12 protein-coding genes, 2 tRNA genes and 1 pseudogene are annotated in these 15,969 nt (G+C 69.5%); all 15 read left to right on the top strand.

From position 1 onward, the window contains the following. Positions 1–75: 75 nt before the first annotated feature. The 15 genes and pseudogenes from dnaA to IF29_RS0115645 all read left to right on the top strand — a co-directional run bounded on the left by dnaA (position 76) and on the right by IF29_RS0115645 (position 15,879). Entirely contained in the window at positions 76–1,983 is a 1,908-nt protein-coding gene (dnaA, locus tag IF29_RS0115715; RefSeq protein WP_030254678.1) for a chromosomal replication initiator protein DnaA, read from the top strand. A gap of 952 nt (positions 1,984–2,935) precedes the next feature. Beyond that, positions 2,936–4,066, top strand: a complete 1,131-nt coding sequence (gene dnaN / locus IF29_RS0115710; RefSeq protein ID WP_030254675.1) for a DNA polymerase III subunit beta — start codon at positions 2,936–2,938, stop codon at positions 4,064–4,066. A 95-nt stretch (positions 4,067–4,161) separates the two neighbouring features. Continuing rightward, complete coding sequence (locus IF29_RS48995) at positions 4,162–4,308, top strand: hypothetical protein (RefSeq protein WP_408640812.1); 147 nt, start codon at positions 4,162–4,164, stop codon at positions 4,306–4,308. Further along, positions 4,254–4,364 (top strand): annotated as a pseudogene (locus IF29_RS48990) (6-phosphogluconate dehydrogenase); the annotation flags it as partial. The gene IF29_RS48995 and the pseudogene IF29_RS48990, both read left to right, overlap by 55 nt. Positions 4,365–4,416: 52 nt before the next feature. After that, the gene (gene recF / locus IF29_RS0115700) at positions 4,417–5,547 is read left to right on the top strand and encodes a DNA replication/repair protein RecF (protein WP_030254671.1); all 1,131 of its coding nucleotides are present in this window, start codon (positions 4,417–4,419) and stop codon (positions 5,545–5,547) included. A 64-nt stretch (positions 5,548–5,611) separates the two neighbouring features. Further along, positions 5,612–6,151 (top strand): DciA family protein, encoded by a 540-nt coding sequence (locus tag IF29_RS0115695; RefSeq protein ID WP_030254669.1) that lies wholly within the window; start codon positions 5,612–5,614, stop codon positions 6,149–6,151. Between the two features lie 269 nt (positions 6,152–6,420). Continuing rightward, a complete protein-coding gene (gene gyrB / locus IF29_RS0115690; RefSeq protein ID WP_269665005.1) occupies positions 6,421–8,505 on the top strand; it encodes a DNA topoisomerase (ATP-hydrolyzing) subunit B in 2,085 nt (694 codons plus the stop codon). Positions 8,506–8,573: 68 nt separating this feature from the next. Then, complete coding sequence (gyrA, locus tag IF29_RS0115685; RefSeq protein ID WP_051725368.1) at positions 8,574–11,234, top strand: DNA gyrase subunit A; 2,661 nt, start codon at positions 8,574–8,576, stop codon at positions 11,232–11,234. A gap of 240 nt (positions 11,235–11,474) precedes the next feature. Next, a complete protein-coding gene (locus tag IF29_RS44920) occupies positions 11,475–12,167 on the top strand; it encodes a DUF3566 domain-containing protein (protein ID WP_232242164.1) in 693 nt (230 codons plus the stop codon). A gap of 98 nt (positions 12,168–12,265) precedes the next feature. Then, positions 12,266–12,339: transfer RNA gene (locus IF29_RS0115670), tRNA-Ile, on the top strand. Between the two features lie 77 nt (positions 12,340–12,416). Then, complete coding sequence (locus IF29_RS0115665; RefSeq protein WP_030254659.1) at positions 12,417–12,749, top strand: DUF6191 domain-containing protein; 333 nt, start codon at positions 12,417–12,419, stop codon at positions 12,747–12,749. A 142-nt stretch (positions 12,750–12,891) separates the two neighbouring features. Then, positions 12,892–13,023, top strand: coding sequence for a DLW-39 family protein (locus IF29_RS47645; protein WP_221201912.1), 132 nt, complete (start codon positions 12,892–12,894; stop codon positions 13,021–13,023). 122 nt (positions 13,024–13,145) lie between these two features. Further along, positions 13,146–13,218 (top strand) — tRNA-Ala (locus tag IF29_RS0115655). Between the two features lie 368 nt (positions 13,219–13,586). Further along, on the top strand, positions 13,587–15,401 hold the full coding sequence (locus tag IF29_RS42015) for a tyrosine-type recombinase/integrase (protein WP_051725367.1): 1,815 nt from the start codon (positions 13,587–13,589) through the stop codon (positions 15,399–15,401). Positions 15,402–15,684: 283 nt separating this feature from the next. After that, positions 15,685–15,879: a hypothetical protein gene (locus IF29_RS0115645; protein WP_030254655.1), complete on the top strand. Its 195-nt coding sequence runs from the start codon at positions 15,685–15,687 to the stop codon at positions 15,877–15,879. Positions 15,880–15,969: the final 90 nt, after the last annotated feature.

Raw genomic sequence — 15,969 nt, 5'->3', positions numbered from 1 at the left:
GGCAAACTCCGTCTGCCCGTCCTCCCCACCCCGGCCCCCACCACCTGCCCCGGTGGAACGAGAAAGCGTGCACCAGTGGCTGATAACAGCAGCGACCTTGCGACCGTGTGGGCGCGGGTCGTCGAGCGACTGGGCAACGACCAGGACGTCAAAACGATGGACGCCCAGTGGCTGCGGAGCACCCAGCCGATGGGCCTGATGCAGGACACCGCGCTGCTGGCCACCCCCAATGACTACGCCAAGGGGGTGCTTGAGGGCAGGCTGCTGCCGGCCATCACCGAGCAGCTGAGCCGCGAGTACGGGCGCCCGATGCGGATCGCCGTGATCGTGGACGCCAACGCCGCCCCGCTGGCCCCTGCGCCGCAGGCCCCGCCGCCGCGCGAGCCCGAGCAGCAGAACCCGCAGCCCGACGAGTACTCCTCCTACCCGCAGCAGCGCGACTTCGGCGCCGACTACGGCTACGACCGCCGCGGCGACCGGCCCGCCCCTCCCTACCAGGAGCGCGGCGGCTACTACGGCGTCCCGGCCGGCGGTCCCGGCGGCGGCTACCCGGGCGCCTTCCCCGGCCGGGCACCGCACGACCCCGAGGACGAGTGGCCGCCGGCCGCCCTCCAGCCGCCGCAGCAGCGCCCCTGGGAGCAGCACCGCGCCGCCGAGGAGCCCTTCCGCCCGCTGCCCGGCCACCAGGGCGAGGCCCAGGGCGGACGGGACGGACGCGACAGCCGGGACGAGCGCGACGGACGCGACCCCCGGCACGGCTCGCCCCGCCACGCCGACCCGCACCAGCTGGACCCCCGACAGGGCGACCACCGCCAGGGCGAGCAGGGCCGCGAGGACGGCGGCGGCGACCACCTGCCCTCGCTGCGCCCCGAGCCGACCCCGCCGGAGCACCCCAGGAACCGTCCCGGCGGCGGCTCCAGCGGCGCCCCAGCGCTCCCGCGCAAGGACGAGCCGGCGGCACGGCTCAACCCCAAGTACCTCTTCGAGACCTTCGTCATCGGTTCCAGCAACCGCTTCGCCCACGCGGCCGCGGTCGCCGTGGCCGAGGCCCCCGCGAAGGCCTACAACCCGCTGTTCATCTACGGGGAGTCGGGCCTGGGCAAGACCCATCTGCTGCACGCCATCGGGCACTACGCCCGGAGCCTCTACCCGGGTACCCGGGTGCGCTACGTGAGCTCGGAGGAGTTCACCAACGAGTTCATCAACTCGATCCGGGACGACAAGGGCGACGGGTTCCGGCAGCGCTACCGCGACATGGACATCCTGCTGGTCGACGACATCCAGTTCCTGCAGAGCAAGGAGTCGACCCAGGAGGAGTTCTTCCACACCTTCAACACCCTGCACAACGCCAACAAGCAGATCGTGATCTCCTCGGACCGGCCGCCCAAGCAGCTGGTCACCCTGGAGGACCGGCTCCGCAACCGCTTCGAGTGGGGGCTCACCACCGACGTCCAGCCGCCCGAGCTGGAGACCCGGATCGCGATCCTCCGCAAGAAGGCGATCCAGGAGCAACTCAACGCCCCGCCGGAGGTCCTGGAGTTCATCGCCTCCCGGATCTCGCGCAACATCCGGGAGTTGGAGGGCGCGCTGATCCGGGTGACGGCCTTCGCCAGCCTCAACCGGGCGCCGGTGGACCTGCAGTTGGCCGAGATCGTGCTCAAGGACCTGGTCCCCGGCGGCGAGGAGGCCGGCCCGGAGATCACCGCGCAGGTCATCATGCAGCAGACCGCCGCCTACTTCGGCCTGAGCGTGGACGACCTCTGCGGTTCCTCCCGGAGCCGGGTCCTGGTCACCGCCCGGCAGATCGCCATGTACCTGTGCCGGGAGCTCACCGACCTGTCCCTGCCCAAGATCGGGGCGCAGTTCGGCGGCCGGGACCACACCACGGTGATGCACGCCGACCGGAAGATCCGCACGATGATGGCCGAGCGGCGCTCCATCTACAACCAGGTCACCGAGCTGACCAACCGCATCAAGAGCTGACACCGCGTCGACAGACCCCCAGCACGTCGCAGAAGGGCCCCGGAGCACGCCTCCGGGGCCCTTCTGCCGTCCCCGGTGCCTCCAGTGCCTCCGGCGGGGCCCGCACGGACGTGCTGCTGGTTCGAACAGGAACAGTCGGGGCGGCGCGGGTCCACAGGACGGAGGGGTTTTCCCCGTCCACACCCTGGGGAGAGCGGAGTTATCCAGAATCCCTCCACAGGCTGGGCCATCATGGAGCTGTCCGTGCAGCTCACCTGCCTGTGGACTTGTGGGAAGAGACCGTCCACAGGGTGTGGACAACTGAAGGGCCGTCAACACGGCGCCAGGGTTATCCACCCGCCGTCCCCAGGACTAGGCCGGTTGTCCCCAGTTTTCGCCGGGTTCTCCACAGCAATGTCCACAGTTCGGCAACATCAATCCACATTTCACTTCTCCGAGTGAAAGACGACACACGATGTTGTCAGTGGGGCTGGGGAGAACCAGGCACAATCCTGGGGACGCAGCTGGGGAAAACCTGGGGACAACTCAACTGCCCTGTGGGGGAAGGGTGCTACGTCCACAGCCCGGGTAGTTTTTCCACCGGTTCCCCACAGGTCCAATGTGGACAGAAAAGCGGGTCTGAGCTGGGTGGAACAGGGTTATCCACGGTTTCCACAAGGCCTACTACTACTACCCCACGTATAGAGCTCGGGGATGATCGAAAAGCAGGTGGGCGCTTGATCTGTGGATGACGGCGACCCGACACGGGTTCGAGCCGTCTTCCCCCCATCTGCCTCCGCTGTCGGTGGAGTGCGTCAGACTGTCTCCAGCAACAGGGAGCGGCCGGGGCCACTCGCACCGGACTCCGCACCCACAGGGATGGTCCCCACCCTGGGGACGGGCTCAAACCGAGAGCCACCCGCAACACATGACGAAGAAGCGATGAACAGCAGCACACAGGAGGCGGTTACCGGTGAAGTTCCGGGTCGAGCGTGACGTCCTCGCGGAGGCCGTGGCCTGGGCCGCGCGCAGCCTCCCGGCACGGCCTCCGGTGCCTGTGCTCGCCGGGCTGCTGCTGGCGGCCGACGAGGGCAAGCTGAGCCTGTCCGGCTTCGACTACGAGGTCTCGGCGCGGGTCGAGACCGAGGCCGACGTCGAGGAGCCGGGCACGGTCCTGGTGTCCGGCCGGCTGCTGGCCGACATCTCGCGCTCACTTCCCAACAGGCCTGTGGAGATCTCCACCGACGGCGTGCGGGTGATCGTGGTCTGCGGCAGCTCGCGATTCACACTCCCCACCCTGCCTGTGGACGAGTACCCCGCGCTGCCGCAGATGCCCACCGTCTCCGGCACCGTGCCCGGCGACGCCTTCGCCGCCGCGGTCGCCCAGGTGGCCACCGCGGCCGGCCGCGACGACACCCTGCCGGTGCTGACCGGTGTCCGGGTGGAGATCGAGGGCGACCGGGTCACCCTGGCCGCCACCGACCGCTACCGCTTCGCCGTCCGCGACCTGATGTGGAAGCCGGAGCAGGAGGGCCTCTCCGCGGTCGCCCTGGTGCCCGCCAAGACGCTGCTGGACACCGCCAAGTCGCTGAGCGCCGGTGACGTCGTCAGCATCGCCCTGGCGAGCAGCGGCAAGGGCGAGGGGCTGATCGGCTTCGAGGGGGCCGGCCGGCGCACCACCACCCGGCTGCTGGAGGGCGAGTTCCCCAAGTTCCGGGCGCTGTTCCCGACCGAGTTCAACTCGGTGGCCACCGTGCCCACCCCGGCGTTCGTGGAGGCGGTCAAGCGCGTCTCGCTGGTCGCCGAGCGGAACACCCCGGTGCGCCTCAGCTTCGAGCAGGGCGTGCTCACCCTGGAGGCCGGCTCCGGCGACGACGCCCAGGCCACCGAGCGGGTCGAGGCGGACCTGGAGGGCGACGACATCTCGATCGCCTTCAACCCGGCCTACCTGCTGGACGGCCTGGCGGCCATCGACGCCGCCGTGGCCCAGCTGAGCTTCACCACCTCGACCAAGCCGGCCCTGCTCAGCGGGAAGCACGCGCCGGACGCCGAGGCGGACGAGGCGTACAAGTACCTCATCATGCCGGTGCGGTTGTCCGGCTGAGAGAGCTGGAGTATGCCGGTGCGGTTGTCGGGCTGAGGTCAGAGCCGGCTCACGCGTATGGGTCCCTGCGCCCGGGCGGCCCGACCCAGGACACCGTGGACGAACTGGGCGAGCTGCTGGAGCCCGGCGACATCGTCGTGGACGGCGGCAACTCCCGCTGGACCGACGACGAGAAGCACGGCGCCGAACTGCCAGCCTGTTCGCCCGCTTCGCCTCGCGCCAGGACGACTCCCCGCAGATGAAGATGATCGCCGCACTGCGCAACCAGTTCGGCGGCCACGCGGTCGAGAACAAGTAACACCCTTCACTGCCGGCAGAGTTGACGAGAAGAAGGCTGACGAGTCCAGAGCATGCACGTCGCGCATCTGTCGTTGGCCGACTTCCGTTCCTACGCCCGGGTCGAGGTTCCCCTCGATCCGGGCGTCACCGCGTTCACCGGGCCCAACGGCCAGGGGAAGACCAATCTGGTGGAGGCGGTCGGCTATGTCGCCACCCTGGCCAGCCACCGGGTCGCCGGTGACGCCCCGCTGGTGCGGCTGGGCGCCGAACGGGCGGTGATCCGGGCCAGCGTGGTCCGCGAGCAGCGGCCGACCCTGGTCGAGCTGGAGCTGAACCCGGGCCGGGCCAACCGGGCCAGGATCAACCGCTCCGACAACGTCCGCCCCCGGGACGTCCTCGGCCTGCTGCGGACCGTGCTGTTCGCCCCCGAGGACCTGAGCCTGGTGAAGGGCGACCCGGGGGAGCGCAGGCGCTTCCTGGACGAGTTGCTGGTCGCCCGCGCGCCCCGGCTCGCGGGCGTGCGCCAGGACTACGAGCGGGTGCTGAAGCAGCGCAACGCGCTGCTGAAGAGCGCCGCGATGGCGCGCCGGGCGGGCGCCAAGGCGCAGCTGTCCACCCTGGACGTCTGGGACGAGCACCTGGCCAGGGCCGGCGCCGAGCTGCTGGCGCAGCGGCTGGACCTGGTCATCGCGCTGCAGCCGCTGGTCCGCGGCGCCTACGAGGAGCTGGCGCCGGGCGGCGGTCCGACCCGGCTGGAGTACCGCAGCTCGATGGGGGAGGGCGTGCCGCTGGGCGGCGGCCGGGACCCCCTGTACGCGGCGATGCTGGGGGCACTGGGAGTGGCCCGCAAGCAGGAGCTGGAGCGCGGGGTGACCCTGGTCGGCCCGCACCGCGACGAGCTGGGGCTGCAGCTGGGCGAACTGCCCGCGAAGGGCTACGCCAGCCACGGTGAGTCCTGGTCGTACGCGCTGGCGCTGCGGCTGGCCTCGTACGAGCTGCTCCGGGCCGACGGCGGCGAACCCGTATTGATCCTGGACGACGTCTTCGCCGAGTTGGACACCCGGCGCCGGGAGCGGTTGGCGGAGCTGGTGGCCGGCGGTGAGCAGGTGCTGGTCACCGCGGCGGTGCCGGAGGACGTGCCGCAGGCGTTGGCGGGGAGCCGCTACTCGGTGGCGAGCGGTGAGGTCAACCGGATCCCCTGATGTCTGCTGATGTCCGTGGGGCCTCGTAGGCTTGCTTCCCCAAGCTGGGGAGAGTGAGTCCGCTGTGAGCGATTCGACCGGAGAAGGCAGTGGGGCGGGCGAGCCGCAGCTGTCCGGCGTGGATCTGGCCCGGGTGGCGCTGCGCAACGCCAAGGAGCAGGCGCGGCTGCGCGGCGACCATGTGCGGCAGAAGAAGGAGGCCCGGCGCACCGGCCTGCGCTCCGGCGCGCGTGCGGACGGCCGCGACCCGCAGCCGCTGGGCGCCGCGATCAGCCGGCTGGTGGCCGAGCGCGGCTGGGAGGCCCCGGCGGCGGTGGGCGGGGTGATGGGCCGCTGGCCGCAGATCGTCGGACGGGACCTGGCGGCGCACTGCGAGCCGGAGCACTACTCCGAGGACGACCGGGTGCTGTCGGTGCGCTGCAGCTCCACCGCCTGGGCCACCCAGATCCGGTTGCTGGCACCCCAGTTGGTGCGCAAGCTGAACGAGGAGCTGGGCCACGGCACGGTGAAGCTGATCAAAGTCCAGGGGCCCGCGGGACCCACGCGTTCCTACGGTCGGCTGAGGGCCCCGGGGAGCAAGGGTCCGGGTGACACCTGGGGGTGACCGGCGGGTGACCGGCCGGACCGGCTGAGTGCCCATGTGAGCGCATCTCGCCCCCCGGGCGTGTGGTGGAGACAATCCGCCCGGATTTCGTGCGGCACGGGGGAAGCCAGGGGCCGCCAAAGGCCCATGAGTGTCGGTCGCACCGGTACACTGGAGGAAGAATTCGCCGCTTGCGGTGACGTAGCAGTGACTGAGTCGAGTGCCGAGGCCGCTCCGGTCCCACCCACGGGGTACGGAGACGGCCCGAGCTGTGCCAGAAAGGGCGCTTCGTGGCCGATTCCGGCGACCCCAGCCAGACCCCCGAAAACCTGTCCGCCGAGGCCGCCGCTGCCGCAGCGCCCGTGACCGAAGAGGTCGCGGAGGTGTTGGAAGCCCTCGCACCATCCTCCGGCTCGCTCTCGGAGAACAACTCGTCCTACGACGCCAGCGCGATCACCGTGCTGGAGGGTCTGGACGCGGTCCGCAAGCGCCCCGGCATGTACATCGGCTCCACCGGCGAGCGCGGCCTGCACCACCTGGTCTACGAGGTCGTGGACAACGCGGTGGACGAGGCCCTCGCCGGGCACGCCGACACCATCGGGGTGACCATCCTCTCCGACGGTGCGGTCCGGGTCACCGACAACGGCCGCGGCATCCCGGTGGGCATCGTCCCCGGCCAGGGGAAGCCGGCCGTCGAGGTGGTGCTGACCGTGCTGCACGCGGGCGGCAAGTTCGGCGGCGGCGGCTACTCCGTCTCCGGCGGTCTGCACGGCGTCGGCGTGTCCGTGGTGAACGCGCTGTCGCAGCGCCTCGCGGTGGAGATCCGGACCGACGGCTACCGCTGGACCCAGGACTACAAGCTGGGTGCCCCCACGGCCGAGCTGGAGCGCCACGAGGAGACCGACGAGACCGGCACCACGGTCACCTTCTGGGCCGACGGCGACATCTTCGAGACCACCGAGTACTCCTTCGACACCCTGTCGCGGCGCTTCCAGGAGATGGCCTTCCTCAACAAGGGCCTCACCATCTCGCTGACCGACGAGCGTCCGGACCACGTCGACGACGACGGCAAGCCGTTCACCGTGACGTACCACTACGAGGGCGGCATCTCCGACTTCGTCACCTACCTCAACTCCCGCAAGGGAGACGTGATCCACCCCACCGTCATCGCCTTCGAGGCGGAGGACAAGGGCCGCACCATCTCGGCCGAGATCGCGATGCAGTGGAACACGGCGTACAGCGAGGGCGTGTACTCCTTCGCCAACACCATCCACACCCATGAGGGCGGTACCCACGAGGAGGGCTTCCGGGCCGCGCTGACCGGTCTGATCAACCGCTACGCGCGCGACAAGAAGCTGCTCCGGGAGAAGGACGAGAACCTCACCGGCGAGGACATCCGCGAGGGCCTGACCGCGATCATCAGCGTCAAGCTGGGCGAGCCGCAGTTCGAGGGCCAGACCAAGACCAAGCTGGGCAACACCGAGGCCAAGACCTTCGTGCAGAAGGTGGTCCACGAGCACCTCAACGACTGGCTGGACCGCAACCCGGTGGAGGCCGCGGACATCATCCGCAAGTCCATCACCGCGGCCACGGCCCGCGTCGCCGCCCGCAAGGTGCGCGACCTGACCCGTCGCAAGGGTCTGCTGGAGACCGCCTCGCTGCCCGGCAAGCTCTCGGACTGCCAGTCCAAGGACCCCTCCGAGTGCGAGATCTTCATCGTCGAGGGCGACTCGGCCGGCGGCTCCGCCAAGCAGGGCCGCGACCCGCGGGTGCAGGCGATCCTGCCGATCCGCGGCAAGATCCTCAACGTGGAGAAGGCCAGGATCGACAAGGTCCTGCAGAACACCGAGGTGCAGGCGCTGATCTCGGCCTTCGGCACCGGCGTCCACGACGACTTCGACGTCTCCAAGCTGCGCTATCACAAGATCGTGCTGATGGCCGACGCCGACGTCGACGGCCACCACATCAACACCCTGCTGCTCACCCTGCTGTTCCGGTTCATGCGGCCGCTGATCGAGGGCGGCTACGTCTTCCTGGCCCGGCCGCCGCTGTACAAGATCAAGTGGGGCAAGGACGACGTCCAGTACGTCTACTCGGACCCCGAGCGCGACGCGGTGATCGCCGCCGGCCGCGCGGCCGGCCGCAAGCTGCCCAAGGACGACGCGATCCAGCGCTTCAAGGGCCTCGGCGAGATGAACGCCGAGGAGCTCCGGGTCACCACCATGGACCGGGACCACCGGCTGCTCGGCCAGGTCACCCTGGAGGACGCGGCCCGCGCGGACGACCTGTTCTCCATCCTGATGGGCGAGGACGTCGAGGCCCGCCGCTCCTTCATCCAGCGCAACGCCAAGGACGTCCGCTTCCTGGACGTGTGACGGCCGCTCGGCAGTACGAGCACGTCAGACGGTCCCTGGCAGCACGCACGAGAGGAAACTGACCAGCAGTGGTCGACGACGACAACCCCACCACGCCCGAGGGCCCCGAGGGCGACGCAGCCGAGGGGCAGACCGCCCCGGTCGAGGGCAACCTGCGGATCGAGCAGGTCGAGCTCGAGAGCGAGATGCAGCGCTCCTACCTCGACTACGCCATGAGCGTCATCGTGAGCCGCGCCCTGCCCGAGGTCCGGGACGGCCTCAAGCCGGTCCACCGCCGGGTGCTCTACGCGATGTACGACGGCGGCTACCGCCCGGAGAAGGGCTACTACAAGTGCGCCCGCGTCGTCGGCGACGTCATGGGCAACTACCACCCGCACGGCGACACGTCGATCTACGACACCGTGGTGCGCCTGGCGCAGCCCTGGTCGCTGCGGATGCCGCTGGTGGACGGCAACGGCAACTTCGGTTCTCCGGGCAACGACCCGGCGGCGGCCATGCGCTACACCGAGTGCAAGATGATGCCGCTGGCCATGGAGATGATGCGGGACATCGACGAGGAGACCGTCGACTTCTCCGCCAACTACGACGGCCGCTCGCAGGAGCCGGACGTCCTGCCGGCCCGGTTCCCCAACCTGCTGGTCAACGGCGCCACCGGGATCGCGGTCGGCATGGCCACCAACATCCCGCCGCACAACCTGCGCGAGGTCGCCTCCGGCGCGCTGTGGTACCTGAACAACCCGACCGCCTCCAGCGAGGAACTGCTGGAGGCGCTGATCGAGCGGATCAAGGGCCCGGACTTCCCCACCGGCGCGCTGATCGTCGGCCGCCGCGGCATCGAGGACGCCTACCGCACCGGTCGCGGCTCGATCACCATGCGCGCGGTGGTCGAGGTCGAGGAGATCCAGGGCCGCCAGTGCCTGGTGATCACCGAGCTGCCCTACCAGGTCAACCCGGACAACCTGGCGCTGAAGATCGCCGACCTGGTGAAGGACGGCCGGGTCGGCGGCATCGCCGACGTCCGCGACGAGTCCTCGTCCCGGACCGGGCAGCGCCTGGTGATCGTGCTCAAGCGCGACGCGGTCGCCAAGGTGGTGCTGAACAACCTCTACAAGCACACCGACCTGCAGACCAACTTCGGCGCCAACATGCTGGCCCTGGTCGACGGGGTGCCGCGGACGCTGGCGATCGACGCCTTCATCCGGCACTGGGTCAACCACCAGGTCGAGGTCATCGTCCGGCGCACCACCTTCCGGCTGCGCAAGGCCGAGGAGCGGGCCCACATCCTGCGCGGGCTGCTCAAGGCGCTGGACGCGATCGACGAGGTCATCGCCACCATCCGGCGCTCGCAGACGGTCGAGGAGTCCCGCCGGGGCCTGATGGCGCTGCTGTCGATCGACGAGATCCAGGCCAACGCGATCCTGGAGATGCAGCTGCGCCGGCTGGCCGCGCTGGAGCACCAGAAGATCACGGCCGAGTACGACGAGCTGATGGCCAAGATCAACGAGTACAACGCGATCCTGGCCTCCCCGGACCGGCAGCGCGCGATCATCGCCGAGGAGCTGGCGGTCATCGTGGAGAAGTACGGGGACGACCGCCGCTCCACGCTGATCCCCTACGAGGGGGACATGTCGGTCGAGGACCTCATCGCCGAAGAGGACATCGTCGTCACCATCACCCGCGGCGGGTACGTCAAGCGCACCCGCAGCGACCTCTACCGCTCGCAGAAGCGCGGCGGCAAGGGCGTGCGCGGCGCCCAGCTGAAGCAGGACGACATCGTCGACCACTTCTTCGTGACCACCACGCACAACTGGATCCTGTTCTTCACCAACAAGGGCCGGGTCTACCGGGCCAAGGGCTACGAGCTGCCGGACGCCGGCCGCGACGCCCGCGGCCAGCACGTGGCCAACCTGCTGGCGTTCCAGCCGGGCGAGCACATCGCCCAGGTGATGGCGGTGCGCACCTACGAGGCCGCCCCGTACCTGATCCTGGCCACCCGCGAGGGCCTGGTGAAGAAGACTCCGCTGAAGGACTACGACTCGCCGCGCTCCGGCGGTCTGATCGCGATCAACCTGCGCACCGACGAGGAGGGCCGCGACGACGAGCTGATCGGCGCGGTGCTGGTGTCCGCCGAGGACGACCTGCTGCTGGTCAGCAAGAAGGCCCAGGCGATCCGGTTCACCCCGACCGACGAGGCGCTGCGGCCGATGAGCCGGGCCACCTCGGGTGTGAAGGGTATGAGTTTCCGTGAGGGCGACGAACTGCTCTCGCTGAACGTCATCCGTCCCGGTACCTATGTGTTCACCGCGACCGACGGCGGTTACGCCAAACGGACCAAGGTGGACGAGTACCGTGTTCAGGGACGTGGTGGGCTGGGGATCAAGGCAGCCAAGATCGTCGAGGACCGGGGCACCCTGGTCGGAGCGCTGGTTGTGGAGGAAACGGACGAAATCCTGGCAATCACCCTGGGCGGCGGAGTGATTCGCACCCGGGTTGCCGAAGTTCGTGAAACCAGTCGTGACACCATGGGCGTCCAACTGATCAACCTGGGTAAGCGGGACGCCGTCGTCGGCATCGCCCGCAACGCCGAGGGAGCCGGTGAGGACGACCTGGACGAGAACGGCGAGGACGGCACCGAGGACACCGCGGCAGCGGAGTCCGATGGTGCCGGCGCAGGGTCCGGGGCAGTCGACAACGGGGACGGCGAAGAGGCGGACGCTTCGTCCGACTAGTCGCCGCACCGGCTGCGAGTCGACTGACACAAGGACACGGACCAGCACCGACCGGTGCCGGCGGGGAATTGCGGGAGGACCAGGGTGAGTGGAGCCAACGGCGCGGCAGGTGGTGCCGGCGGCGCCGCCGCGGGGCGGCAGGGACCGGGTGCGCCCCCGGGCGGTGCGGCAGGCAATCCTGCCGACCGCACTCCGGGATTTGGACAGGCCGGCCCGAACGCTGCCGGGACGACGTCGATGATGCCGACGGTCACGGGGGGCACGCCGCCGCGCGCGCCCGCCGTGGGCGGCGGCAGCGGAGGTGGCGGTGGCGGCGGCAACCCGCGCCGCCGCCAGGGCGGGGCGCAGGGCCAGCAGGCCACCGCGACCCCGGCCGTGGCTCCGGCGGCCCCGGAGCGGTCCGGCTACTCGACGCCGACGACGTACCAGAAGGGCCAGGCGACGCCCGCGGCCGGTACCCGGGTGCCGCCGGCCGTGGCGTCCCCCGCCGCCGCTGCCGCGCCCGCGGCCACCAGGCGTTCCGGAGGGCCCGCCGCCGGGCCCGCGGCGCCGCCGTCCGGCCGGACCCGCAGGGCGCGGCTGCGGGTCTCCCGCACCGACCCCTGGTCGGTGATGAAGGTCAGCTTCCTGCTGTCCATCGCGATGGGCATCGTCACGGTGGTGGGCGTCTCGCTGCTGTGGATGGTGCTGGACACCGCCGGCGTGTTCAGCTCGATCGGCGGCACCCTGAAGCAGGCCACCGGGTCCGACACCACCGGCGGGTTCGACCTCCAGTCGTACCTGTCCTTCGGCAATGTGCTCACCTTCACCGCCCTGGTCGCGGTGATCGACGTGGTGCTGATGACGGCCCTGGCGACGCTGGGCTCCTTCATCTACAACACCGCCGCCGGCATCACCGGCGGTGTCGAGCTGACCCTCGCGGAGGAGGAGTAGCCCCTCCGCGGACCGTTCGCAGCCCGCCGCTACGGGGGCTGCGAACGGATTTGGGCAGATCGGCATAGGTGCGCTAATCTTTCAACGCAACGCAGCGCGGACCTATAGCTCAGACGGTTAGAGCGCTTCCCTGATAAGGAAGAGGCCGGAGGTTCAAGTCCTCCTAGGTCCACCGCACTCGGAGGCGGACATCGGAAACGGTGTCCGCCTCCGCTGCTTTCACCCGTCAGCTCACTGTCGGAGGATGCGATGCCCGCCCTGTTCGCGATGACGATCCCCGGTCTGGTCTGCCTGCTGGCGCTGCTCGCGCTGGTCGACCAGTTGGCGCTGCGGGCCGGGCGGGCCCGGTGGATCCCCTGGCGCGGGACGGGGCGGGAGGGGCAGATCTCCGCCACCGGCTTCGAGCAGCTGCACGCCACCTTCGCGGCCGGCAAGCAGCGCGAGCTGGACGAGCGGAAGAGCTCGCTGATGCTGCGGGACGACCAGGGCGACGGCGCCCCGCCGCGCACCCGGGTGGACCTGGACGGCGGCAGGGCGGTCGTCCGGCTGCCGGAGGACCGCCCGGCCCCGCGGAACAGCTGATACCACGTCAACCCGGTGCGGTGGGGCCCCGAGTGCAGCCCGTCCTGCCCCGCCTACCAGGTGTGTATCATCGGCCGGAAGGACGGCAGCCCCTCCCGGCTGCCGCCGTTCCAGTACCGGCACAGAAGGACGAGGTCGCGCGGTGAAGAAGCTTCTCCTGGTAGTCCTGGCTGCTCTTGGTGGGTACTTCGTGTACCGCCAGGTCCAGGCGGACCGCGCCGAGCAGGACCTGTGGACCGAGGCGACGGACGCGGTCCCGGTCGGCGCCCGCTGACGGTCCGGTCCGCTGACGGCCCGGCCGGTTCCGGGCCGGGGCCGGACCCGGAACAATCGAGGTCAGGATTGTCTCCGGGAACCGGTACCCTAGTGCGCGGCGGTTCCGACAGGTCCCGCTGAGGGGCCTTAGCTCAGTTGGTAGAGCGCCGTCTTTGCATGGCGGATGTCAGGGGTTCGACTCCCCTAGGCTCCACAACAGGAGACCCTCTCTGACCTGCGGAAACGTGGGGAGGTGGGGGTCTCCTTTCGTTCTTAGTGGTTACCGAGTGGTTACGGATGGGGCAACGGGTGTGGCGCGGGCCCATCCGTGCGGCAGGACTACGCCCGTCACGGTGCGGAAGAAGGCCACCCGCCCCTCATGCGGTTCGGCGTGTCGGCGAGCTGCGGAGGATACGGGTGCTCGGTTGCTCCCTACGGCTTCGGCTGTGTTGCCCGCCTCAGTCGAACTGTGATCGGTTCATCTCGCTACGTATATGAGAACCACCTGACCTGCGGTTGTAGCGACCGGCGAGGGCTCTTCTCGCTGAGGGTGGGTATCGGTGATCGCTTACGGTCGCCGGTATGGCATTCATCGAGCCCCGGTCCCGCAAGGGCGGAGAAGTCAGCTACGTCGTGCGGTGGTATGCCGGCGGTTCCCGCGACGGGGAGCGGCAGTGGGAGTTCTTCGACGCCGAGGACGCGGCGATCCGGTTCAAGGATCTGGTCAAGGGGTACGGCGAGCAGTGGCCTCCCGGGTGGATCAAGGGCCAGGGGTTCGTTGCGGACGTTCGCCCGCAGGACGAGATGTTCGAGGCGTTCGCCTTCAAGGTCATCGACAAGCGCGCGGCCGCCCAGGACGACACCAAGGCGAAGTACAAGAAGCTGGTCACCGACAACATGTCGCCCTGGTTCAAGCACCTCACCGTCCGCGAAGGCGAAGGCTCCATCACCAGCGGCATGGTGCAGGACTGGGTTAACGACCTCTCGTCCGGAGCTCTCGCGCCCCACGACCCGAAGGACCGGAAGCCGCGGACGAAGTTCAAGTCCAAGACCGTCCGCAACCAGCACGGCCTGTTGCACTCGATCCTGCAAGCAGCAGTCGATGCAGAGCCCTCGCTGCGGGAGACGAACCCTTGCGCGAACTCCAGCCTTCCGCGTCCGGACGCAGACCAGACCGAGGACGATACGACCTTCCTCGAACGGGAGGAGTTCGGCTGGATCTTCGAGTGCATAGCCGAGGACGCCAAGGATCTTGCGGAGGGCTTCGCCGAGACCGGAGCGCGTTGGGGCGAGCTCACTGCCCTGTGGCCCAAGGACCTGATCCGGCGCAACGGCCGGCCCGCCATCCGGATCTCCCGTGCTTGGAAGCACGACGGGGACGGTAAGCCGATCCTGGGCGCCCCCAAGACACGGCGGAGCCGGCGCACCATCGTCATCACAGAGCGGTACTGGCAGAAGCTGAAGCTGCGGGCGCGCGGTAAGAAGCAGAACGAGTTGCTCTTCACGGGCCCAGAGGGCGGCAGGTGGGACCCTGGGACCTTCCGCCGCCTCCGCTGGGTGCCTGCCATCGAGAAGGCTGCCGAGCTCTACGGCCTTTTCAAGCAGCCGCGCATTCACGACATCCGCCATTCCCACGCCTCTTGGCTCATCGCCGCGAAGGTGCCGCTGCCCGCCATCCAGGCCCGCCTTGGGCATGAGTCGATCACCACGACCGTCGATCGCTACGGCCATCTGCTCGACGCCCTGGACGGCGAGGTCATCGCCGCGATCGAGTGGGCCATGAACCCGAGCGCACCTCTGCCGGGCTTCCTCAGAGAAACCGGCCTGGCCGAGCTCGGAAACGACTTGCGCGGCCAGTACCAGGCCCTTATGGACGAAGGTTGGACAGACTCCAGCCCGGCTCTCCCCGCAGCCGAGGCGTCCGGACGCAACGTCTACGCACTCACGCTGCGCGGGCGTACCCACCTGTTCGCCGATCGCAACGTGGCCCAACAGGTGGCCTGGCAGTGGGATGACGATCACGCTGCGGAGATCGCAATGCTGCGTGCCGAAGGACGGTCCGACGAGGCGATCCGTGCCCGGGGTGCGGTCGGCCCGGTGGAGTGCCCCCGGCCTGCGGGAACTGGCACCGTCTGGACCCGCCTGCCCGACCGCCAGTTTGTCTACAGCGCCACGGCCGCCTACCACCCTGACGGCAGCCTCGCTTACGAGCCGCTGGCGATGGCCGGCCGTTGGGTGTGGGAGTTCGAGGCGGAACGTTTCACTATCCGGGGAGCGCAGTATCGACGCGAGGTGCGACCGCACGGTGGTACCGAGATTCAGGTGCGCGGAGTGATCAGGGCCGCCGTCGAGCACACCTTTGAACAGGTGTGCTTCGAGGGTGCAATGTCCTCCTGATCAGGGGAAGTGAAGCAGTCAGCGTCGGTGGGCCGCTCAGGCACCTGACGCTGACTGTTTTGCTACAGGGTGATGTACTCGCGGATCTTGCCCCGAGTCATCGGCCGTGCGTCCCCCAGGATGCACGAGCTGCTGGACCTGGACGCGGAGTGGGACCCGCGACCGAGCGCGTGGTGATCGGGCGCAAAGCGGGCGGTCCAGTCAGCGGCCTGACCCCGCCAGGAGGTATCGCGCGTGGTCTGCGTAGGGTGGGCCGCTCAAACCCACGGTCAGGGAGGCGACCATGACTGACTCTGTACCGCGTGCCGACGATGCCGATGCCATGACGAACGACGACCTGCGCACCCTGGTGTTCTACGGGCTGCCGGTCGCGGCCATCGCCGCCCGGTTCGACCTCTCGGAGCAACAGGTCCGCGACCGTGCTACGAGCATTGGCATCCTTCCGTCGCTCCTGTCCACGCTCACCGGCTCAAGGTAGGGACCTGCGGCGCGAGGCGTCACTTGGCTCGGTTATTCGTCGCGCGGACAGCCTTGAATGGCGCGCATTGCCGCCAGGTGATCGGCGGCG

Source organism: Streptacidiphilus jeojiense (genome assembly GCF_000719095.1).
GTDB lineage: Bacteria > Actinomycetota > Actinomycetes > Streptomycetales > Streptomycetaceae > Streptacidiphilus > Streptacidiphilus jeojiensis.
This window is presented reverse-complemented; position numbering and strand designations above follow the sequence as displayed.

What these genes read in the sequence shown, in the direction of transcription:
- recF (WP_030254671.1), top strand. Translation starts at nt 4,417, where the DNA reads ATGCACGTCGCGCATCTGTCGTTGGCCGACTTCCGTTCCTACGCCCGG.
- IF29_RS44920 (WP_232242164.1), top strand. Translation starts at nt 11,475, where the DNA reads ATGCCGACGGTCACGGGGGGCACGCCGCCGCGCGCGCCCGCCGTGGGC.
- IF29_RS0115665 (WP_030254659.1), top strand. Translation starts at nt 12,417, where the DNA reads ATGCCCGCCCTGTTCGCGATGACGATCCCCGGTCTGGTCTGCCTGCTG.
- IF29_RS42015 (WP_051725367.1), top strand. Translation starts at nt 13,587, where the DNA reads ATGGCATTCATCGAGCCCCGGTCCCGCAAGGGCGGAGAAGTCAGCTAC.
- IF29_RS0115645 (WP_030254655.1), top strand. Translation starts at nt 15,685, where the DNA reads ATGACTGACTCTGTACCGCGTGCCGACGATGCCGATGCCATGACGAAC.